This is a genomic window from Bacteroides sp. D1 (assembly GCF_000157095.2).
GTDB classification, from domain to species: domain Bacteria; phylum Bacteroidota; class Bacteroidia; order Bacteroidales; family Bacteroidaceae; genus Bacteroides; species Bacteroides xylanisolvens.
This window is the reverse complement of the sequence record NZ_JH114348.1, coordinates 87,788-110,241: the sequence shown is the minus strand read 5'-3', so window position 1 is coordinate 110,241 and position 22,454 is coordinate 87,788. Positions and strand designations below refer to the sequence as shown.

General features: G+C 44.1%; 13 protein-coding genes. 8 read left to right on the top strand and 5 right to left on the bottom strand.

The window, feature by feature from the left end; genetic code table 11:
- Positions 1-1,932 (top strand): beta-galactosidase (locus BSAG_RS05485; RefSeq protein ID WP_157465815.1); only part of this gene is annotated, 1,932 nt, incomplete at its 5' end.
- A gap of 396 nt (positions 1,933-2,328) precedes the next feature.
- On the opposite strand, the gene BSAG_RS05490 is transcribed toward BSAG_RS05485, so the two are convergent.
- The 5 genes from BSAG_RS05490 to BSAG_RS05510 form a co-directional block, all read right to left on the bottom strand.
- On the bottom strand, positions 2,329-2,775 hold the full coding sequence (locus BSAG_RS05490; RefSeq protein WP_004314053.1) for a hypothetical protein: 447 nt from the start codon (positions 2,773-2,775) through the stop codon (positions 2,329-2,331).
- 61 nt (positions 2,776-2,836) lie between these two features.
- Positions 2,837-3,943: a DUF6340 family protein gene (locus BSAG_RS05495; protein WP_004314052.1), complete on the bottom strand. Its 1,107-nt coding sequence runs from the start codon at positions 3,941-3,943 to the stop codon at positions 2,837-2,839.
- A 241-nt stretch (positions 3,944-4,184) separates the two neighbouring features.
- Complete coding sequence (secA, locus tag BSAG_RS05500; RefSeq protein WP_004314051.1) at positions 4,185-7,502, bottom strand: preprotein translocase subunit SecA; 3,318 nt, start codon at positions 7,500-7,502, stop codon at positions 4,185-4,187.
- A gap of 197 nt (positions 7,503-7,699) precedes the next feature.
- The gene (locus BSAG_RS05505; protein ID WP_004314050.1) at positions 7,700-9,274 is read right to left on the bottom strand and encodes an alkaline phosphatase family protein; all 1,575 of its coding nucleotides are present in this window, start codon (positions 9,272-9,274) and stop codon (positions 7,700-7,702) included.
- A complete protein-coding gene (locus BSAG_RS05510) occupies positions 9,274-10,461 on the bottom strand; it encodes a DUF4105 domain-containing protein (RefSeq protein ID WP_004314049.1) in 1,188 nt (395 codons plus the stop codon). Before BSAG_RS05510 ends, BSAG_RS05505 begins: the two co-directional genes overlap by 1 nt.
- A gap of 652 nt (positions 10,462-11,113) precedes the next feature.
- Here BSAG_RS05510 and BSAG_RS05515 point away from each other — a divergent pair.
- From BSAG_RS05515 to BSAG_RS05545, 7 genes are all read left to right on the top strand, one after another.
- Entirely contained in the window at positions 11,114-11,902 is a 789-nt protein-coding gene (locus BSAG_RS05515; RefSeq protein ID WP_008020984.1) for a type III pantothenate kinase, read from the top strand.
- Positions 11,889-13,202 carry an outer membrane protein transport protein gene (locus BSAG_RS05520; RefSeq protein ID WP_008771161.1) on the top strand — a complete coding sequence of 438 codons (1,314 nt, stop codon included), beginning with the start codon at positions 11,889-11,891 and terminating at the stop codon, positions 13,200-13,202. The genes BSAG_RS05515 and BSAG_RS05520 overlap by 14 nt, the downstream gene beginning before the upstream one ends.
- 65 nt (positions 13,203-13,267) lie before the next feature.
- Positions 13,268-14,593 (top strand): hypothetical protein, encoded by a 1,326-nt coding sequence (locus tag BSAG_RS05525; protein ID WP_008017009.1) that lies wholly within the window; start codon positions 13,268-13,270, stop codon positions 14,591-14,593.
- A 43-nt stretch (positions 14,594-14,636) separates the two neighbouring features.
- Positions 14,637-15,254: an LPS export ABC transporter periplasmic protein LptC gene (lptC, locus tag BSAG_RS05530; protein ID WP_008771162.1), complete on the top strand. Its 618-nt coding sequence runs from the start codon at positions 14,637-14,639 to the stop codon at positions 15,252-15,254.
- Positions 15,255-15,311: 57 nt separating this feature from the next.
- Entirely contained in the window at positions 15,312-16,568 is a 1,257-nt protein-coding gene (locus BSAG_RS05535; RefSeq protein ID WP_004314044.1) for a hemolysin family protein, read from the top strand.
- Between the two features lie 119 nt (positions 16,569-16,687).
- Positions 16,688-18,829, top strand: coding sequence for a peptidylprolyl isomerase (locus BSAG_RS05540; RefSeq protein WP_008017005.1), 2,142 nt, complete (start codon positions 16,688-16,690; stop codon positions 18,827-18,829).
- Between the two features lie 211 nt (positions 18,830-19,040).
- Positions 19,041-22,394, top strand: coding sequence for a DUF4062 domain-containing protein (locus BSAG_RS05545; protein ID WP_008017002.1), 3,354 nt, complete (start codon positions 19,041-19,043; stop codon positions 22,392-22,394).
- The last annotated feature ends 60 nt before the right edge of the window (positions 22,395-22,454 follow it).

Here is a 22,454-nt window from a genome sequence, read left to right as displayed (position 1 = left end):
CTGTTAAAGAAAAAAGACGTAGCTTTGCGCACGCTTGATCCTTATTATATGGGACGGGTAGGCATTTTTATGAAAGAAGTTGGTAAGCAACTGGCTCCGTTGCAAGTGGATAAAGGAGGAAACATTATCATGGTTCAGGTGGAGAACGAGTATGGCTCTTACGGAACCGATAAACCATACGTTTCTGCCGTGCGTGATTTGGTTCGTGAATCCGGTTTTACCGATGTGCCTCTGTTTCAATGTGACTGGAGCAGTAACTTTACCAATAACGCACTTGACGATTTGATTTGGACTGTAAATTTCGGAACTGGGGCTAATATCGACCAGCAGTTTAAGAAACTGAAAGAGCTTCGTCCCGAAACTCCATTGATGTGTAGTGAGTTCTGGAGCGGATGGTTCGACCATTGGGGACGGAAACACGAAACACGTCCTGCGAAAGACATGGTACAGGGCATCAAGGATATGCTCGACCGGAATATTTCTTTCAGTCTCTATATGACTCACGGAGGGACGACTTTCGGTCATTGGGGAGGTGCAAACAACCCGGCTTATTCCGCTATGTGCAGTTCGTATGATTATGACGCTCCGATCAGTGAAGCCGGATGGACCACCGAAAAGTTTTTCTTGCTTCGCGATTTATTGAAAAACTATCTTCCGGCCGGTGAATCATTGCCTGAAGTCCCCGCTGCTTTGCCTGTTATTGAGATTCCCGAAATTCATTTCAATAAAGTGGCTCCACTATTCTCGAATTTGCCGGAAGCCAAACAAACAGTGGATATTCAACCGATGGAACAATTCAATCAGGGATGGGGAACTATTCTGTATCGGACCACACTGCCTGAAGCAACCCCCGTAGGAACCGTTTTGAAGATTACGGAAGTGCACGACTGGGCGCAAATCTATGCCGACGGCAAACTTCTGGCGCGTTTGGACCGTCGCAAAGGAGAATTTACAACGACTTTGCCCGCACTGAAGAAAGGTACGCAACTGGATATTCTGGTGGAAGCAATGGGACGTGTCAACTTTGACAAATCCATCCACGACCGCAAAGGTATTACAGAAAAGGTGGAACTAGTTTCGGGTAATCAGGCTAAGGAATTGAAAAACTGGACTGTGTATAACTTCCCGGTAGATTATTCTTTTATTAAAGACAAGAAATATAACGATACAAAAATACTACCGGCTATGCCTGCTTACTACAAGAGCACCTTTAAACTGGATAAAGTAGGAGATACATTTCTGGATATGAGCACATGGGGTAAAGGTATGGTTTGGGTGAATGGTCATGCAATGGGGCGTTTCTGGGAAATCGGTCCGCAACAGACCCTCTTTATGCCGGGTTGCTGGCTCAAAGAAGGAGAGAATGAAATTCTCGTATTAGATTTGAAAGGTCCTGCCAAGGCTTCTATCAAAGGCTTGAAGAAACCTATTCTTGATGTGCTTCGTGAAAAAGCTCCCGAAACACACCGCAAGGATGGAGAAAAACTGAAACTGGCAGGTGAGAAAGTAACACACGAAGGTGCTTTCACTCCGGGCAACGGCTGGCAGGAAGTACGATTTGCTGCTCCGGCGAAAGGACGTTATTTCTGTTTGGAAGCGCTTTCTCCGCAAGCAAATGATAACATCGCAGCAGTGGCAGAGTTCGATGTCCTGGGAGCTGATGGCAAACCGGTATCTCGTGAACATTGGAAGATTCGTTATGCCGATAGTGAAGAAACACGTAGCGGCAACCGTACAGCCGACAAAATATTCGATTTGCAGGAATCTACTTTCTGGATGACCGTGGATAATGTTCCTTATCCTCATCAACTGGTGATTGACTTGAGTAAAGTGGAAATAGTGACCGGCTTCCGCTATCTGCCCCGTGCCGAAAAAGAATATCCGGGCATGATTAAAGAATATAGAATATTCATTAAAAAAGAGGATTTTTAATTTTCTAAGGTGTATATTTCTACATTTGCTTCTAGTCAAAGATTTACTAAAGGAGATTCTGACTATTGGAAAGTTTATTATAGCAGCAGAGAACTGTAAGCGATATCTTTGAACAGAAGAAGGTGGAGTTGGACGGGAAATCTGTTGAGCAGCCTAATTTCTACGGGATGGAGAAAGCATGGGCTGAAAAGAGTAAGACACAGGCATTGAAAAACTAATTAAAAGATCAATGATATAGCCCGGTATGAAACGTTACTCGGCTATCTATAAAAAGAGTATCTATAAAAATAATCGGAAGCAACAGGAAATACCCTGTTTGCTTCCGATTCTCTTTATATAATGATTTCGGATATTTATATTAATCCTGAACGAACTCTATCCTAAAAATGCTGTATATTATTTTTCCAACAACTCTTTTAAGAACTCGTCCAATTCCTTATCCAACCCTTTCAGCAATTCATCGTTCACCAGGATCGTATCATCGTCCACCAGTAACAATTCCGCTATGGTTTCTTTCTCTTCATCCACCAGAACGAAAGAGTAAGGCTTCAGGATAGTCACCTTGTCGAAGTCTCCGGCATCTTTCATTCTGCAAAGAATGTTGCGTAGAGAAGGTTCCACACTTTCAAGGAAATCATCCCCTTCATACGTAGCCCATTCTTCGACCATGATGTTCGCCAGTTCTTCATCATCATCATTGTAAATATTAAGTTGTCCCGATGTCTGGTCCGGTTGGAGATGGATATCGGTTACAACTGTTTGTTCACAGTTACATACGTATTTGGCGACTGCCTTTTGGATAGCCGATTCGATAATGGATAGTGATTGTTGGCTTAGTTTCATGGGTTCCTTCTTTTTATAAGTTCAAAGGTATAAAAAAAATAAGATTTGATACACAATTTCCTTAAAAATCATCATTAAATCGGCTCATTTGTAATTTTAACTTAGGTAATTGAGCGTTTCTCTCCTTCAATTCGGCTAAATACAAGGACGTAAGATAATAATTCGGCACATCGTCAATGCTGGCCTGAACACTATCTGTGATATTCTTTTTATCAATTTTCTTGGCTAGTTGCTGTGCCTTTTCCGCCCATTCTTCCGCTTTAGCGAGACTATCCTTCATTTCATAATAAACAGCTATGTTGAGAGCTGCCCGCATCTTCTTCTTTTGGTTCTTGGTACCTTCGAAAGCCTGGTTCCAAAGTTCGTATGCGTCGTCCCATGAATTTTCGCGTACATAGATGGCAGCATCACGCATGGGAACCGAACCTCCGGTATACAGATACCGTGTTCCTTTTTTCCACATAGGGACGAGATATTTCACCGGAACTGTCCCTGCAAATACCGCCGCTTCCTCCAGCATTTGTTTGTCGCGAATCATGCGGGTGGCAGCTTCTACGGCAGTACCTCCAAACTCTTCCCAAAAGATGCTGTCGTTAGGATGGAGTGTAGTCATCGGCCGGCTACGTTCGGGAAGATACACTTTCACCGTGGGATATACTTTAACGTCTACTGCTCCTTGAAAACAGTTGAACTCATTCAGAAAACGGACAGATTTAGTTGCTTTGAGTTGCAGATTTTCCAGTGCAATGATAAAATCCACTCCCAAACTAGAGGCTAACTGACGGACTTCCTCCTGGCTCAATGTACTTTCGCGGGCCAGTTTATCATTTGCCCGCAAAGCAGAGTCACAGATGACTACTTCTTCAAAATAATTCTGATGTGCGATTTCTTCAGCCAGTGATTCGGTGGCAATCTTAGGATCTCCGTTGGCGTATGCCGTTGCACGACTTACGAGCGGTGTACCTTCTTTGATCTTTTCAGTCGTTGTTATTAGTTTGTTATCCGGTGTGTTGCTGGTGTTATTCACGATAGCTACTTTCCGGAGTTGCGGAGGAAAGCTCAAGTCGGCAGGTTGCAGATAATCAATGGAAATCTGTTCCAAACTCTGACAGCTGCCCAGTGTCAGCAGGAAGATAGTGACGAAAGCCAGTGAATAAGATTTTGCCATAGTTTTGTTCTATTTAGTAATTTGAACAAAAGTACAATTTTGGAGGAATAAAAGAAAGTCTCAAACAGTTTTTAACCGTTTGAGACTTTCTTTTGTGTATTGAAACTTGAGATTATACCTTAATGTTAAAAATTAAATAAGGCTTTTGAGCGAAGCTGATTCAAAAATGAGCACAAAGAAATAGAAACTCCTACTTACTCAACTTTTAACTCTCAACTCTCAACTCTCCCTTCTCAACTTCTTAAAGGTTTTTACCGTGACAGTTCTTATACTTCTTGCCGCTTCCGCATGGGCAAGGATCGTTACGTCCTACAGTCTTTTCTGCACGGATGGGTTCACGTTTCTGCTGTTCACGAGTATCCTGGCTGGCAGCAGCCTGCTGATTAGGATCACTCAAGTCCTGCTTGTTTTCGCGATACTTGCTCATATCCTGACGTTGTTCAGGAGCGGCCTGACGCACTTCCACACGACGGGCAGCCTGTTCGTCCGGAGCTTCCTGTACAGGAATTTGTCCGCGCATCAAGATAGATATAGTCTGGTTGTTGATCTTGTTCACCATGGCGTCGAACAAAGTCACAGATTCCAGTTTATAAATCAACAGCGGGTCTTTCTGTTCGTAGCTTGCGTTCTGTACGGAATGTTTCAGTTCGTCCAGTTCGCGGAGGTTTTCTTTCCATGCTTCGTCGATAACGTGGAGCAGGATTGATTTCTCGAACGATTTCACCACTTCTTTAGATTCCGATTCGTAAGCCGCTTTCAGGTTACAAGAGATGTTATACATTCGTTTACCGTCTGTAATAGGAATCAGGATGTTTTCATACATGTGTCCCTGATTTTCATATACCTGTTTGATAACCGGATTAGCGATCTGTGCCAGACGTTCAGTTTTGCGTTTGAAGTTATCCATCGCAATGTTGAAAGTCTTTTCGGCCAACTTTTCTTTCTTCTCGTTACGGAATTCTTCTTCAGTGAACGGAGTTTCCATCGCCAATGTCTGAAGCAGTTCCATCTGGCAGCCTTCATAATCATTGTTTTCGATAGCATTGGCACAACGGTCCCAAATCATGTTCACGATGTCCATACCGATACGTTCCCCCATCAAAGCGTGGCGGCGTTTGGTGTAAACTACTGTACGCTGCTTGTTCATCACGTCGTCATATTCCAACAGACGTTTACGAATACCGAAGTTATTTTCTTCCACCTTCTTCTGGGCACGTTCGATAGAGTTGGAAATCATCTTGTGCTCGATCATTTCGCCTTCCTGGAAACCAAGTTTGTCCATTACGCTGGCGATACGGTCGGAGGAGAACAGACGCATCAAATCATCTTCCAGTGACACAAAGAATACAGAAGAACCCGGGTCACCCTGACGTCCTGCACGACCACGCAACTGGCGGTCTACACGACGGGATTCGTGACGTTCCGTACCGATAATTGCCAAACCTCCCGCAGCTTTCACTTCCGGACTTAACTTGATGTCGGTACCACGACCAGCCATGTTGGTAGCAATGGTTACTGTTCCGCTCAAACCGGCAGTAGCAACGATGTCCGCTTCTTTCTGGTGCAGTTTGGCGTTCAATACCTTGTGCTCAATCTTACGCATGGCAAGCATCTTGCTCAACATTTCGGAGATTTCTACCGAAGTAGTACCCACCAATACCGGACGTCCTGCCTGAACCAATTTTTCGATTTCCTCGATAACAGCTTTATACTTTTCGCGTTTCGTCTTGTAAACGCGGTCGTTCATATCCTTTCTTGCAATCGGACGGTTGGTCGGGATCACGACTACGTCCAATTTGTAGATGTCCCAAAGTTCGCCTGCTTCCGTTTCAGCAGTACCGGTCATACCGGACAGTTTGTGATACATACGGAAGTAGTTCTGCAAAGTAATCGTTGCAAAGGTCTGCGTAGCAGCTTCCACTTTCACACGTTCCTTGGCTTCGATAGCCTGGTGCAATCCGTCAGAGTAGCGGCGACCTTCCATGATACGGCCTGTCTGCTCGTCTACGATCTTCACCTGTCCGTCGATCACTACATATTCATCATCTTTCTCGAACATGGTGTAAGCCTTCAACAATTGGTTGATGGTGTGTACACGTTCCGATTTGATGGCATAGTTTGTCAGAAGCTCATCTTTCTTTTCAAGCAGTTGCTCGTTGGTCAGATGTTGGTTTTCCAGTTCCGAAAGTTGTCCGGCGATGTCCGGAAGAACGAACAATGTCGGGTCTTCAGAGTTACCGGTAATCAGGTCTACACCCTTGTCTGTCAGGTCTACACTATTCAGTTTCTCGTCGATTACGAAATACAGCGGATCAGTAACTTCATGCATACGCTTGTTGTTCTGTTCCATGTAGATTTCTTCCGTCTTGAGCATACCTGCCTTGATACCCTGTTCACTAAGGAACTTAATCAAAGCCTTGTTTTTCGGCAATGCCTTGTGGCTGCGGTATAAAGCGAGGAATCCTTCTTCCACCTCTTTCTTATCGTTGGATGCGATCAGTTTCTTAGCTTCGGAGAGATATTTGGTAGCCAATACTTTCTGTGCTTCTACCAGACGTTCTACTAACGGACGGAGTTGCTCGAACAATTGGTCGTCGCCTTTCGGTACAGGACCGGAGATAATCAACGGAGTACGGGCGTCGTCAATCAATACCGAGTCGACCTCATCGACGATGGCATAGTTGTGCTGACGTTGTACAAGGTCTTTCGGGCTGATAGCCATGTTGTCACGCAGGTAGTCGAAACCGAATTCGTTGTTCGTACCGAACGTGATGTCTGCCAGGTATGCCTGACGGCGTGCGTCGGAGTTCGGTTGATGGCGGTCGATACAATCCACGCTCAATCCGTGGAACATATAAAGAGGTCCCATCCATTCGGAGTCACGTTTGGCGAGGTAATCATTCACGGTAACCACGTGCACACCGTTTCCGGTCAGTGCGTTAAGGAATACCGGGAGGGTAGCCACCAATGTTTTACCTTCACCGGTTGCCATTTCCGCAATCTTACCTTTATGCAGAACGACACCACCAAAGAGCTGTACATCGTAGTGAACCATGTTCCATACCGTGTCGTTACCGCCGGCTATCCAGTGGTTCTGATAGATGGCCTTGTCGCCTTCGATGCGTACAAAGTCTTTTGTTGCAGCCAGGTGACGGTCAAAATCCGTAGCGGTAACAACGATTTCTTCATTTTCTGTGAAACGTTTGGCAGTAGCTTTCACGATAGAGAAAGCAACGGGCAGCACTTCGTCCAGTGCTTTTTCATATTTCTCCAGAATTTCTTTTTCTGTCTTATCGATTTGTGCGAAGACTTCTTCGCGGTCTTCCAGTTCCAGTGTCTCGATGCTTGCCTTCAACTCTTCCACTTTCGCACGTTCGGCAGTAGCCGATTCATGGATATATTTTTTGAGTTCTTCCGTTTTGGCACGGAGGGCGTCGTTGTCCAGTTTCTCAACCTCCGGGTAGGCAGCTTTGATCTTTTCCACCCAGGGCTTGATTTCTTTCATGTCTCGTGTGGATTTGTTTCCGAAAATCGAGCTTAAAAATTCATTAAATCCCATGTTATATTATTTAGTTTATTATTTATCTTTTTCTGCACCACAGATTTCACGGATTTACACAGATTTTTTCATATAGAACACGGATCTTTCTTTTTAATCAGTGTGAATCTGTGGAATTTGTGGCGAATAATCTCCGCAAAGTTACATTAAAATGCTGATTTATTTATGTTTTGCTCCCTGTTTTTGTGAGTAAATTTTTACCGTAGGTCGGTAATAGGAGCAGAAGTACAGGCATTGGGAGCCCGGATGCGCATGAAATGTGCCAGTGTGGGCGCAATATGTTCAATGGTTACAGGTGTCTGGATAATGGCCGGTTTTACGGAATGTCCCATGAAAATCAGCGGTGAAGGGATATAAGAATGACGTACCACTTTGTTTTCGCCGCCGTTCTCGTTGACGATAGTCCATCCGGGAAGGACGTCGATTACGAGGTCGCCCGAACGTTTGCGGTGGTAGCCGTTGCGTATTTTATGAATTTCCGGCGTCCATGAACCCAGCAACAGCCGGTTGGCTGAATATGCTTCGTTCACTCCGCTGAACTGCATCAGGAATTCTGCTGACTTTTGTTGGATCTCTGCCAGATTCAGTTCCTTCTTTTCCAGCAATTTATGATTCAGATAAATCTGCTGGTTGTGGTGAGCTTCCACATACTTTCCTTCGCCATACGTAGCCATCAGGTACATATTCAATAGGGCGGCACAACGGTTGAGATAAAACTCTCCGCTGGGAATCTTGTACAATCCCGAGTCAGCCGATTCGCTGTCCGTATATCCGGTGGAAGTGACGAAAATAAGCACGTTTTGTAGTCCTACTTTCTTGTCGAGCGCTTCGAGCAGGTTTTCGATACTGCGGTCGAGACGCACATAGGTGTCTTGTATTTCCATGGCACATTCCTGTACGGATTTATGTGCGTAGTTTCCTGCATAATAAGTGAGTGCCAATAAGTCAGTAATGTCATCCATGCCGATGGAGCTTTTGTTCAATGCCTCTTCGGCAAGTGCGTTCACTTCATCATTCACAAAAGGGCTGGCGATGAAGCGTCTGTACTTATTGTTACGGTCGTCGTCAAATTTATATTTGAAGAGTATATCCCGCCAATCTGGCAGAAAAGTGTACATGCCACGGGGGAATACCGGTTCCCATGTCATACCCGCAATACGGAAATCAATCGCCTGCCGGTCATTGTATTGGCTTGCCCACCACGGAAACTCTCCATAATAGGTCGTTCCACTCCATTTTCCGGTGTTGGGATTGAGCCAGAAAGCACCGTTTCCGGCATGTCCGGCTGCGAAAAGCGCGGCGTCGCAATCGGGGGCGATGGCATATACGAGTCCTTTGCCTTGGGTCGCTATTTTAAGCTCGTCGGCAATGGTGGAAGTCAGTAATTTGGTGGGTGCGGCCGTTTGGTCGGTGTAATATCCCATGAATTCGGTATCGTCCGTACTGTTGACGGGGCGAAGGGTAGAGGCGTCCATCCATCGTTGGGAGATGATTCCGTTCATGGAAGGCGTCGTGCCGCTGTAAATAGCTGCGATGGCAGAAGCACGGTCTACGCCGCAGAAGGTATATTCGGCGTTATGGAACACTCTTCCCTCTTTCCAAAGACGTTTGAAGCCTTTCTCGCCGTAGAGTGACGAAAACGCTTCCAGATAGTCCGTACGCAGTTGGTCGATAGTCAGCCCTACCACTAATTTAGGGGCGGAAGGCAGTGACTGGGCTTGTAGCCCGGTGAAAGTCAGTACGGTGATGAGGGAAGTTAGTAGTCCTTTCATTATTTCTTTTTAGATGTCACAATCAGATTGCTTGCTGAACGTATCAGCAAAACGAGTGCCAAAGGTACAACAGCAAAGTCAAATCTTTGCGGAATTGCAGGAAAAAGCACTATAAAAAGTGTTAAAACGACCAGATTCAAGGTCAAGTACCAGCATTTCTTCCCTTTTCGGACACAATATACGATGTAGGGAAGGAAAAGAAGTTGCCCCGGATGGAAAACCAATAACAGGAAATTGGAGCTGACTGCCGGGTGTTGGGAGAAGAGGGCGAGGAAGGCGAGGACGCATCCCACGATACCTGCCATGCCAAAAAGAACAAGGTCGATCCCCCATAATCCGGTTCTCCGGCGGATGCCATAGATCGTGGCGGCGGCTGTCAGTATAAATAAGAGTAACGAGCATTGGAGCGGAGTGGGCATCCAGCCGCTTTCATCCGGTTCGGGAGTGACGTCGATTACCAGTTCGTTGGCCTTGACAAGCGGACGGGAATAGGTATCTGTGGAGATCTGTGCGCCGTCGAAAGCATCCATCAGATAGAAGGGGGCAAACATCATTTGCCGTTGTGTGATGGGCTGGTCGGCTTCGCTTCCGATGCAGAGGTCGATGCCGAAACGCGCCCACGGATGTCCTTTGCAATATTGATGTACGATGTCGCGGAAAGTGCGCGAACCATCCTGCGGTTCCGTCGGATAAACCACCTTTCCTGCAATGCTTTCTTCTATCTTGTCCCGGGGACGGGTGGCGCAATTGTCGTAAAAGAAATTATAACGATACACCCGGTTTTCCGGGTGGTAATTTTCTTGTAATAACTGGATTAGTTTTGTTTTCTCTTCATCAGTCAGGTTTAGTGTTTGCTGCCACACGCTGCGTCCGTAGAATGCGTATTCAGCCGCAAAATGCTCATAATCCGTTACTCCCAGTTGGTAATCGGTTTCTCCGAGCGAGAAGCGGAAGATGAAGTTGGGAGTGTTGAAACTGAATAATCCGTAATTGAACACAACGTCAATCCCTTGTGACGGGTTTTCATAGCGGATGGCAGTGTGTCCGAACAGGGAATATATTTCTTCTCCGGGAGCGCAAGTCAACAAGCTCAAGCGAATGGAGTCGTTGCTGTTGGCAGGTGCTTGTCCGGCGGACGGAAGCAACAGGAAGAAGGAGAGGATTGTATATAAGAAAAACCGTTTCATTAGCAGGCTCGTTTTATTTTGGTGGCAAATATAGGAAGAATTGTTGGATTCGGGAAAACGGTGGTTCTGTTTTATCGGAATAGAGTCTCTATTTCATACAAACAGAGGCTCTATATGGCTTAAACAGAGGCTCTGTTTCCCTCAAATAGAGCCTCTATTTTGGGGCTAAAAAATCGAACAGCCAAACGAACACCCCCTGAAGGTGGTTCAACTGCTTGTCTGTCATGCGTTTGCAACGCTCGAAAAAAAGTAGGCGAACCACCAACCGAACATATATAAATACTAAAATATAATAATCTATATAATATAGTTCGCTCAACACACTTTTTCTGTGTTTTGTGAATGAAAAAATGAAGATGATTCAGGAAATTTGCCTTTAGATGAGATAAAACGGAGCCTCTGTTTGGGTGAAATAATGTTTCTGCTGGAACGGAAAATTGATTACAAAATAGTGGAACGCTTTGTGGAACGCTGTTTTTCTCTTGTAATCTATTGCTTATTAGTTGTTTATGATGTAATGAAAAAGGACTGCCGAACGCAAAGTGGAATACATAATAAACAATAAAAGATAATTGTTCTATTTAAAAATAGATAGTTCGATTTTTTGTTTGGGGGGATTTCTAAAATGAAAAAAGAAGATAATTCCTCTTCTATGCTTCAACTTTTCTTTTTTTACTTTACCTTTGCGCCCGCTAAAGAACCAAAAGATTTGAATTTAATAATCGACATAGGAAATACAAAGGCAAAGATTGCTTTCTTCGACGGCGGAGAAATGGTGGATGTAGTAGCTGAATCCAATCAGTCTCTAGGTTGCTTGAAAGCTCTTTGTTCTCAATATCCGGTTGAACAGGGGATTGTGGCTACTGTCATTGATCTAAACGAAAAGGTTTTAGCTGATTTGGCCGCTTTGCCGTTTCCTTTGCTCTGGCTCAATCATCAGACTCCGCTGCCGGTTGTCAACCTGTACGAAACTCCCGAAACATTAGGATATGATCGTATGGCTGCCGTAGTGGGTGCTAATGAGCAGTTTCCTCATCGGGATATATTGGTGATTGATGCGGGAACTTGCATTACTTACGAGTTTATCGACTCAAAAGGCCAGTATCATGGCGGTAATATTTCTCCCGGTATGCAGATGCGTTTCAAGGCACTGCATCAGTTTACAGGACGTTTGCCTCTGGTAGACACCAACGGGCGCAAACTCCCGATGGGACGGGATACCGAAACGGCTATACGCGCCGGAGTGATGAAAGGGATGGAATACGAAATTTCAGGTTATATTGAGTCTATGAAGCATAAATATCCTGAACTTTTGGTTTTTTTAACGGGCGGAGATGATTTTTCTTTTGATAGCAGCGTAAAAAGTATCATCTTTGCAGATAGATTTTTAGTGTTGAAAGGATTAAATAGAATTTTAAACTATAATAATGGTAGGATTTAAACACACACTTTGTGCGCTTTTGCTCACGATGGTTACCGGAATGGCAATCGCTCAAAATAATACAAACTCTCCTTATACACGATATGGCTATGGCGACTTGTCCGATCAGAGTTTCGGGAATAGCAAGGCGATGGGGGGAATTGCTTTTGGACTTCGGGATGGAGCACAGATCAATCCGCTGAATCCTGCTTCGTATACAGCCATTGACTCGTTGACGTTTATTTTTGAAGGAGGCGTTAGTCTGCAAAATATGAATATTAGTGGTGGCGGTGTGAAACTGAACGCTAAAAACTCTAGCTTTGACTATCTGGCTATGCAATTTCGTTTGCATCCGAGGATAGCGATGAGTATCGGATTGTTGCCGTTCTCCAATGTGGGATATTCTGTATCGGATACACAGACTGCAACTGATCCGGGGACTGGTGCTACGGCTGATTATGCAAGAAATTATACCGGGGATGGAGGCTTGCATCAATTATATGCCGGATTGGGTGTGAAGGTGCTCAAAAACTTTTCGGTAGGTGTGAACGCTTCTTATTTTTGGGGAGATATAAACCGTACACGTGTAGTTTATTATCCAAGTGTATCAGGTGCTTATAATTATAATCACCAGTCGATTGCATCAGTTTCGAGTTATAAACTAGATTTTGGAGCACAATATACATTGGATATTGACAAAAAGCATTCAGTAACAATTGGAGCTGTGTATTCTCCGGAATTGAAACTGGGTAATGATTATAGTGTAACGACGCAAATGGTATCAAACTCTACGGGTACAGCTGTTTCTACTACCACCTTGAACCCGGATGCTACACTTAAAGTGCCTAATACTTTTGGCGTCGGCTTTACATATAACTATGACAAACGTTTGACTGTCGGTCTGGATTATAGTTTGCAACAGTGGTCAAAAGCTAAGTTTGGCGTAAATACATCGGATGATGCTGTACGTGAAGATTTTGATGAAACATACACGTATTGCGACCGTCATAAAATATCAGTGGGTGCGGAATATATTCCCAATTTGATTGGACGTTCCTATTTATCCCACATCAAATATCGTTTGGGAGCTTATTATACGACTCCGTATTATAAGATTGGCGGTAAAGACGCAGCCCGCGAATATGGCGTAACAGCCGGTTTCGGTCTGCCTGTGCCTCGTTCCCGTTCCATCCTTAGCATCAGCGGACAGTTTGTTCGTGTAAGTGGACAGGAATCGACCTTTGTAAACGAAAATATCTTCCGCGTTAGCATCGGATTGACGTTCAACGAACGTTGGTTCTTCAAACGCAGAGTAGAGTAATTGAAATGAATGTAAGAAGAGAAAGAATAGACGACTATAATAATAACAACTAAAATTTAGATACAATGAAAATTAAAACGCTTGTGGCTATGTTGTTCCTTTCGGCAGGGGCAACCACTGTGGTAGCACAGGATGCGACTAACTGTAACTCGAACAGTAGTATCTCGCATGAAGCTGTGCGTGCAGGTAACTTTAAAGATGCGTATACTCCTTGGAAAGCTGTGTTGGAAAACTGCCCGACGCTTCGTTTCTATACTTTTACTGACGGATATAAAATTCTGAAAGGCTTGATGGGACAAATCAAGGATAGGAATAATCCGGAATATCAGAAATATTTTGATGAACTGATGAATACGCATGATTTGCGTATCAAATACACAGATGAGTTCTTGGCTAAAGGTACAAAAGTGTCTTCTGCTGATGAAGCTCTGGGTATCAAAGCAGTAGATTACATCGCTTTCGCTCCGAAAATTGATGTTAATCAGGCTTATCAATGGTTGAGCCAGTCGGTAAATGCAGTAAAAGCTGAATCTGCTGCCGCTACTATCTTCTATTTCCTGCAAATGTCTTTGGATAAACTGAAAACAGATCCTAACCATAAGGAACAATTCATTCAGGATTATCTGGCTGCTTCTGAATATGCTGATGCTGCTATTGCTGCTGAAACGAACGAAGCAAAGAAGAAAAACTTGCAAGGTATCAAAGATAATCTGGTTGCTTTGTTTGTAAACAGCGGAACAGCTGATTGCGAATCACTGCAAAACATCTATGGACCGAAAGTAGAAGCTAACCAAACAGACCTGGCTTACTTGAAGAAAGTAATTGACATCATGAAAATGATGAGATGTACGGAAAGCGAAGCTTATCAACAGGCTGCTTTCTATGTGTACAAAATAGAACCTAGTGCAGATGCCGCTACCGGATGTGCTTACCAGGCATTTAAGAAAGGTGACATCGACGGTGCTGTCAAATTCTTCGACGAAGCCATTGGATTGGAAACTGACAACGTGAAGAAAGCTGAAAAAGCATACGCTGCCGCAGCAGTATTGGCTTCTGCTAAAAAACTGTCTCAAGCAAGAGCATATTGCCAGAAAGCTATCGGGTTCAACGAAAACTATGGTGCTCCATATATCCTGATTGCCAATCTGTATGCAATGAGTCCTAACTGGAGCGACGAGTCAGCTTTGAACAAGTGTACTTACTTTGCAGTAATCGACAAACTGCAACGTGCAAAACAAGTAGATCCGAGCGTAGCTGAAGAAGCTAACAGCTTGATCGGTAGATATTCTGGTCATACTCCACAAGCTAAAGACCTGTTTATGTTAGGTTACAAGCAAGGCGACCGCATCACTATCGGCGGTTGGATAGGAGAGACTACAACGATTAGATAACCGTATGTTGCGAAAACGAAGAAACCGTTTGTTGCATAAAAGCATGAGCATAACAATCACCTTCGGGGTGGTTGTTATGCTTCTTTTATTATCTTCCTGTGGCGGAAAACAGAAAGCTATGGGAGAGGCTATCACAGAACGTGATTCTCTTCCGGTGATGACCACATTAGGAGTCACTACCCTTATTTCCGATTCCGGAGTGACACGTTATAGGGTGAACACGGAAGAGTGGATGATGTACGACCGTAAAAAGCCTTCGTATTGGGCGTTTGAAAAAGGTGTGTATATGGAGCAGTTCGACTCTATCTTTAATGTAGAAGCCAGTATTAAGGCAGATACTGCCTATTATTATGACAAAGAAAGGCTTTGGAAGCTGATAGGAAATGTGGATATACAGAACCGCAAAGGAGAGCGTTTTAATACCGAACTGCTCTACTGGAATGAGGCCACTCAAAAAGTGTATTCCGACAAGTTTATACGTATTCAGCAACCGGACAGAATTATCACAGGACACGGCTTCGACTCGAACCAGCAAATGACTATATATACCATTCGTAATATTGAAGGTATTTTCTATGTGGACGAGGAAGCGAGTAGCGGTCCGCCCCAACCGGAAACAAAAGCACTGCCGGATTCAGTGAATAAAGATGCTGCGAAATAGGCGAAGTCATATCATTGTACCGTACCTCGTAAATCGTCTGATCGTAAATCAAAACTTATGAATATTTATATCTCTCTAATTATCACCATGGTCTTTTCCGCTTTCTTTTCAGGAGTGGAGATTGCCTTTGTGTCGGTAGACAAACTGCGTTTTGAGATGGAACGCAAGGGGGGAATTACGTCCCGCATCCTTTCTATCTTCTTCAAGAACCCGAATGAATTTATCTCTACCATGTTGGTGGGGAATAATATCGCACTAGTCATCTATGGTATTCTGATGGCACAGATTATCGGCGACAATCTGCTGGCGGGATTCATTGACAATCATTTCCTGATGGTGTTGGCGCAGACCGTTATTTCTACCCTGATTATCCTGGTGACTGGAGAGTTTTTGCCGAAAACAATCTTCAAAATCAATCCCAATCTGGTCTTGAATGTTTTTGCCATTCCGCTTATTGTTTGTTATGTGGTTCTCTATCCCATCTCCAAATTAGCCTCCGGCTTGTCTTGTATCTTCCTTCGCCTCTTTGGAATGAAGGTTAATAAGGATGCGTCCGACAGAGCTTTTGGAAAAGTCGACCTCGATTACTTCGTACAAAGCAGCATTGATAATGCCGAAAATGAAGAAGAGCTGGACACGGAAGTGAAAATCTTCCAGAACGCCCTCGACTTCTCGAACATAAAAATCCGCGACTGCATCGTTCCCCGTACCGAAGTGGTGGCTGTCGATCTGACTACTTCGCTGGACGAGCTGAAAAGCCGCTTCATAGAATCCGGAATCTCCAAGATAATCGTATATGACGGGAATATCGATAACGTAGTCGGTTATATCCATTCGTCGGAAATGTTCCGTGCCCCGAAAAACTGGCATGAGAATGTGAAACAAGTGCCGATTGTGCCCGAAACCATGTCCGCCCATAAACTGATGAAACTTTTCATGCAGCAAAAGAAAACGATTGCCGTAGTGGTGGATGAATTTGGCGGTACGTCCGGCATCGTGTCTCTGGAAGACCTCGTTGAAGAAATCTTTGGAGATATAGAAGACGAACACGATAACACTTCCTATATCAGCAAGCAAATCGACGAACGCGAGTATGTGTTGTCCGCCCGCCTGGAGATAGAAAAAGTCAATGAGACGTACGGACTCGACTTGCCCGAATCGGATGATTATCTGACAGTAGGAGGGTTGATCCTGAACCAATATCAGAGCTTCCCGAAGTTGCATGAAGTGGTCCGGGTAGGACGTTATCAATTCAAGATAATTAAGGTCACAGCGACAAAAATAGAACTCGTGCGATTAAAAGTCTTGGAATAATGACGATAATCAAGAAATTTTTAGCCAATAAATAGATGCATATTAGCATTTTTTGTATCTTCGTGCGCTAAAACGACAAAAGAAAGAAATAATAATAAACATAAATCGTATTAATCAAAATGGCAACGTTACAAAACATTAGGTCGAAAGGACCTCTATTGGTGATTGTTATCGGCTTGGCGCTGTTTGCTTTCATTGCGGGTGACGCATGGAAGGTGATGCAGCCGCATCAGGCACATGACGTAGGTGAGGTGAACGGAGACGCTCTTTCCGCTCAAGAGTATCAGAATTTGGTAGAAGAATATACCGAAGTGGTGAAACTCATGCGTGGGGTGACCGCCTTGAATGACGAACAAACCAATCAGGTGCGCGATGAAGTATGGCGTTCCTACGTAAACAATAAACTGATTGAAAAAGAAGCAAAAGCATTGGGACTGACTGTTTCTGCTGCTGAAATCCAGGACATCCTGAAAGCTGGCGTTCATCCTTTGTTGAGACAAACTCCTTTCCAGAATCCGCAAACAGGAAACTTCGACAAGGATATGTTGAACAAGTTCCTCGTGGAATATGCCAAGATGAGCGAATCACAAATGCCGGCACAGTATGCTGAACAATACAATAACATGTATAAATACTGGTCTTTCATTCAGAAAACACTGATCGAGAGCCGTCTGGCAGAAAAGTATCAGGCATTGGTGTCTAAAGCTCTTCTTTCTAATCCGGTGGAAGCACAGGACGCTTTCGATGCAAGAGTGAACCAGTACAACGTGTTGATGGCTGGTATTCCTTACTCTTCTGTAGTGGACTCTACAATCGTAGTGAAAGAATCGGAACTGAAAGACTTGTATAACAAGAAGAAAGAACAATTCAAGCAATATCAGGAAACTCGTGACATCAAGTACATTGATGTACAAGTGACTGCAAGTGCTGAAGACAGAGCTGCTATCCAGAAAGAAGTGGACGAAGCTACTGAACAGTTGGCTACTACTACGGAAGATTATACTTCTTTCATCCGCTCGACTGGCTCGGAAGCTCCTTATGTAGACTTGTTCTATAACAAAACAGCTTTCCCGTCAGATGTAGTTGCCCGTTTGGACTCTGCTTCGGTAGGTACTATTTATGGTCCTTACTATAACGGTGCCGACAATACAATCAACTCTTTCAAAATTGTAGCTAAAGCTGCTGCTGCCGACTCTGTCGAATTCCGTCAGATTCAGGTATACGCAGAAGATGCTGTGAAGACAAAGACATTGGCTGACAGTATCTACAACGCGATCAAAGGTGGTGCTAACTTTGCTGACCTGGCAAAGAAATATGGTCAGACTGGTGATGCAAACTGGCTAACTTCTGCACAGTACGAAGGTGCACAGATAGACGGTGATAACCTGAAATTTATCTCTGCTATCAACAATGCAGGTGTAAACGAACTGGTGAACTTGCCGATGGGACAAGCAAACGTAATTCTTCAGGTGACTAACAAGAAATCTGTAAAAGACAAATATAAAGTAGCTGTTATCAAACGTGAAGTAGAGTTCAGCAAAGAAACTTACAACCGTGCTTATAATGATTTCAGCCAGTTTATCGCAGCTAATCCGAGTGTAGAAAAGATGGTAGCTAACGCTGAAGAAGCCGGTTACAGACTGCTCGACAGAATGGATTTGAGTAGCTCTGAACACAATATCGGTGGTGTAAGAGGCACAAAAGAAGCGTTGAGATGGGCGTTTGATAAAGCAAAACCGGGTGATGTTTCCGGCTTGTACGAATGTGGCGAAAGCGATCACATGATGGTAGTAGGTCTGGTAGGCATTAAGCCGGAAGGATATCGTCCGTTGAAAGCAGTACAGGATCAGTTGAGAGCTGAAATCGTAAAAGATAAGAAAGCTGAAAAGATTATGGCTGACATGAAAGCTGCCAATGCAACTTCATTCAACCAGTACAAAGAGATGACTAATGCAGTCAGCGACTCTTTGAAGATGGTTACTTTTGCAGCTCCTGCATACGTATCAGCATTGCGCAGCAGCGAACCGCTGGTAGGTGCTTATGCTTCTGCAGCTGAAGTAAATCAGTTGAGCGCTCCTATCAAAGGTAATGCCGGAGTATTTGTATTGCAGGTATACGGCAAGGATAAACTGAACGAAACATTCGACGCAAAAGCAGAAGAAGCTACGCTGACTAACATGCACGCACGTTTTGCCAGCCGTCTGATGAATGATTTGTATCTGAAAGCAAACGTAAAAGATACACGCTTCTTGTTCTTCTAAACAAGTAGCAAGTAATAGATATTAGGCACGGATTACACGGATTTACGCGGTTTAAACTTTTGAGGGAACCGCGAACCCCGTGTAATCCGTGCCTTTTTTGTGCTCGTTTTTTTTGTTTATGGCCTTTGTTATCTGATTAAATTTCCATATCTTGCCAATCTTTATCAATTGGCTTTGCGAAATACTTCATTAACTAATACGAATCTATATTATGACTAAACAACTAGCCCAGTATTCAGTTCCCGCTGAAAATTCACGTGTTATCCGTGTTTTCCTTTCTTCAACGTTCAGAGACATGGAGATGGAACGTTCTGCATTAGTCAAACTCTTTAAGGGTTTGCAAGTGAAGGCTGCCAGCCGTGGTGCCACCATTTCATTGGTTGATTTGCGTTGGGGAATCACAGAAGAAGATGCTAAAAGCGGCAAGGTTGTTGAAATATGCCTGAAAGAGATCGTTAACTCCCGGCCTTTCTTCATTGGTATGGTAGGCGACCGCTATGGATGGTGTCCCAGTTATGAAGATTTATCTCAAACTCTCAATGACAGCTTGGAATATCGTTGGATAGAAGATGACTTGAATCACCATTTGAGTGTGACGGAAATTGAAATGCAGTTTGGTGTACTGCGCAATCCCAATCCGTTACATGCCTATTTTTATATAAAACAGTCGGCAGATGATGAACGGTCTTGCCCTGAAGAGGAGTCTCTTAAACTGAAACGTCTGAAAGAGAGTATTTTGCAACAGGATCGTTATCCTGTGCAGGAGTATGATTCGCCCGATCAGTTGTGTAACCTTGTGGAAGCTGCTTTCACGGAATTGCTTGAACGGGAGTTTCCGGATGTACTGACCGTTGAAGATAATCAAGCATTGCAAGAACAACTGACGCGCAATGAACTTTTATTCAATTATCACCCAATACCTGAAGCAGATCAGGCGTTTGCTGATTTTTTGGCGGCGGATGAACAGCGGTGTCTGGTGGTAACGGGCGGTTGCGGTCTTGGCAAGAGTGCTTTGTTGGCTCATTGGAGCGATTTGGTGAACAATGATATGCCGATGATTCCTATCTATCATCGCTTGGATAGTACTACATTGTCTTCTTATCCGGAAACGTTGGCGAGAATGTTAGCTTCCAAATGCCAGAACGCACTCAAGCATCAATCTTTGGGTGAGGAAAATTTGTTCGCGGCGGAAGTTTCAAAAGAACTGGACTCGACCCAAAGCACTGCCAAATCCCTCATGGACGCCGTGAAAAACTCGGTTTTGATGGGAGATGCTGGCTTGAACACTTTTTCAGGGAACACACTTCGAAACCTCAAGGAGATTGAAGAAGATTTGAATTCTATCCAAAAGTTCAGTCAGTTGTGGAGTGCGCTGGGTGCATCAAGATACCCTATCATTCTGTTGATTGATGACATCAGTTATCTGAATCCGACTGAAGCATCCCTGTTTTCTTTATTTGCATCTATTCCCCCGAACGTGAAAGTCGTGTTGAGCTTTTCTGCGTCATCCACTGCCTACCTGCCCTTTGTTCAGAATGGCTACGCTCATTTCCAGTTGAATGGCTTTTCGCAGGCGGATGCCAAGTCGTTCTCAAAGCAATATTTGTCTACTTACTCCAAGGCTTTGTCCGCACAACAGGAAGATATTCTTGCTTCGTGGGTGCTGGCTAAACAACCGCGCTGTTTAAGTGTATTGCTCAACGAGCTGGTTTCGTTCGGTCAGTACGATGCTCTCAATGAATATATGAGTGGATATTGCCGGCTCAATGAGGTTGGGCAATTCTATGACAGTGTGTTACGGCGTTTGTCGGCTGATTATGGTTTCGAAGAGATTGGAAGAACGCTTCTGATGCTTTCACTTACTTTAGAAGGATTTACCGAAGATGAAGTGAAGAGCATGGCAGACATTAATCAGATACTTTGGTCGCAGTTGAGAGTGGAAATGAGCAGCTGGCTCACCAACAAAGGAGGACGATATTGCATTGGTGACACACAAATGGTAGAGGCGATCGAACGCTATTTCGCTCAAGATGACGAATGTATAGATGATAGTCGCCATGAAATTATTTCCGCTCTGCTGGATGAGGAAGAGATCCTTTCCCATCCGTTGACTTTTGCCGATTATAACTATCGCATGAAACAGTTCTGCTACCATGATTCGTATCGCTATAAAGTGGAGATTACCTATCAATGCTATAAGATGCAAGAATGGGATATATTGAAGGATTGGATTTGTGATGTGGAGATTTTCGAGATTCTGTATCGCACGAATCGTTCTCTGTTGGAAGATAGCTGGAAGGCGATCATGAACGACAATCCTGAAGTTACGCCTGAAGTCTATGCCGAATTGGACTTTGATGAGATCGATTCTTTTTTAATTCCTGTCATTGCTAATGATATGGCTACTTTCTTGAGCAGTTCTTTCCATCTGACGAAGGCGGCGGCTGCTGTGAGTGAGAAGAGTATGGAAGGTGCTGCCATGCCACTCATTGCCAAGTCGGTATTGAAGATGAATGAGGGATGCCGCTATGCCCGTAATGAAGAGTACGAAACGGCATGCGACTGTTTCCTGAAAGCATTGGTGATGCAGGAAAACATAGTACCGACTCCGGAACTGGAGATTGCCAACACCTGCCGAAATCTAGCTCTGGCATATTACTACAATGAGCAATACAATGAAGCAGTGACCTATCTGAATAGGGCGCTTGATTATCATGCGGCTTCTGCTGATGAGAAGAGTCAGGCAGAAGTCATTGAACTTTCCGAATATCTGGCTTATTGTGATTACTATAAGGATGAGGAAGAGAGTGCTGCCGAGAAATTCCGGAAAGTAGCTGAAATGCACGAGTCGTTGAATGGCAGGCTGTCCGGTGGAGTGGCTAAATGTTTGCGTATGCAGGGTAAATGTCTTTATTATATCAAACGATACGATGAAGCATGGATGCTGATGAATCAGGCGTTGGACATTGCTATACAGATAGATAGTAAAAAACAGATCGTCGCTTGTCATAAACAGTTGTATTATCTGTGCAGGGAATTCAAACGGATGATGAATGAACGTGGCGATGAGCAGGCATCTACTTTATTCTTCCGTGAGTCTCTTCTGCATGAAATGTATTTCAGCGAAAAACCGCGTCTGGCGGAACTGACTGTCCGCTACGAGGCATTGAGATGTGATATTATGCAGCAGTATTACATGAATAAAGACTATGATAACGTGATTCGTATTGCAACGTCTTTGGATTTTCACGATGATGCTGACCCTAATGCTTCCTGTCTGGTATATTATTACAAAGCACAGGCTTATGTGAAGTTGGAGAATTATCCAATGGCGAAAGAGGCTTTCTTCAGAGAGCTTGAACTGCGAAAGAAGTATTTGGGATGGGAGGAAGAAGATACGATTCTGGCTTGTCAGAACTTAGGGGTTTTGCACAGCTTTTGTAATGAACGGGAAGAGGCGCTGGCTTGTTTCCGTGAGGCGTACGGTCATGAAGTGAAAAAGAATGGCGAGGATTCTGAAATGGCGCAAAAGCTACTTCAATATATCAGCGTGGTTGAATCATAACGGAGGCATACTTCCCTTTTTTGTTAACTTTTACATTCCTGCTATACGGAAATCGACTTT

Bases quoted from the DNA above. Each gene is read 5' to 3' on its own strand.
- BSAG_RS05490 (WP_004314053.1), bottom strand. From the start codon at position 2,775: ATGAAACTAAGCCAACAATCACTATCCATTATCGAATCGGCTATCCAA.
- BSAG_RS05495 (WP_004314052.1), bottom strand. From the start codon at position 3,943: ATGGCAAAATCTTATTCACTGGCTTTCGTCACTATCTTCCTGCTGACA.
- secA (WP_004314051.1), bottom strand. From the start codon at position 7,502: ATGGGATTTAATGAATTTTTAAGCTCGATTTTCGGAAACAAATCCACA.
- BSAG_RS05505 (WP_004314050.1), bottom strand. From the start codon at position 9,274: ATGAAAGGACTACTAACTTCCCTCATCACCGTACTGACTTTCACCGGG.
- BSAG_RS05510 (WP_004314049.1), bottom strand. From the start codon at position 10,461: ATGAAACGGTTTTTCTTATATACAATCCTCTCCTTCTTCCTGTTGCTT.
- BSAG_RS05515 (WP_008020984.1), top strand. From the start codon at position 11,114: ATGCTTCAACTTTTCTTTTTTTACTTTACCTTTGCGCCCGCTAAAGAA.
- BSAG_RS05520 (WP_008771161.1), top strand. From the start codon at position 11,889: ATGGTAGGATTTAAACACACACTTTGTGCGCTTTTGCTCACGATGGTT.
- BSAG_RS05525 (WP_008017009.1), top strand. From the start codon at position 13,268: ATGAAAATTAAAACGCTTGTGGCTATGTTGTTCCTTTCGGCAGGGGCA.
- lptC (WP_008771162.1), top strand. From the start codon at position 14,637: ATGAGCATAACAATCACCTTCGGGGTGGTTGTTATGCTTCTTTTATTA.
- BSAG_RS05535 (WP_004314044.1), top strand. From the start codon at position 15,312: ATGAATATTTATATCTCTCTAATTATCACCATGGTCTTTTCCGCTTTC.
- BSAG_RS05540 (WP_008017005.1), top strand. From the start codon at position 16,688: ATGGCAACGTTACAAAACATTAGGTCGAAAGGACCTCTATTGGTGATT.
- BSAG_RS05545 (WP_008017002.1), top strand. From the start codon at position 19,041: ATGACTAAACAACTAGCCCAGTATTCAGTTCCCGCTGAAAATTCACGT.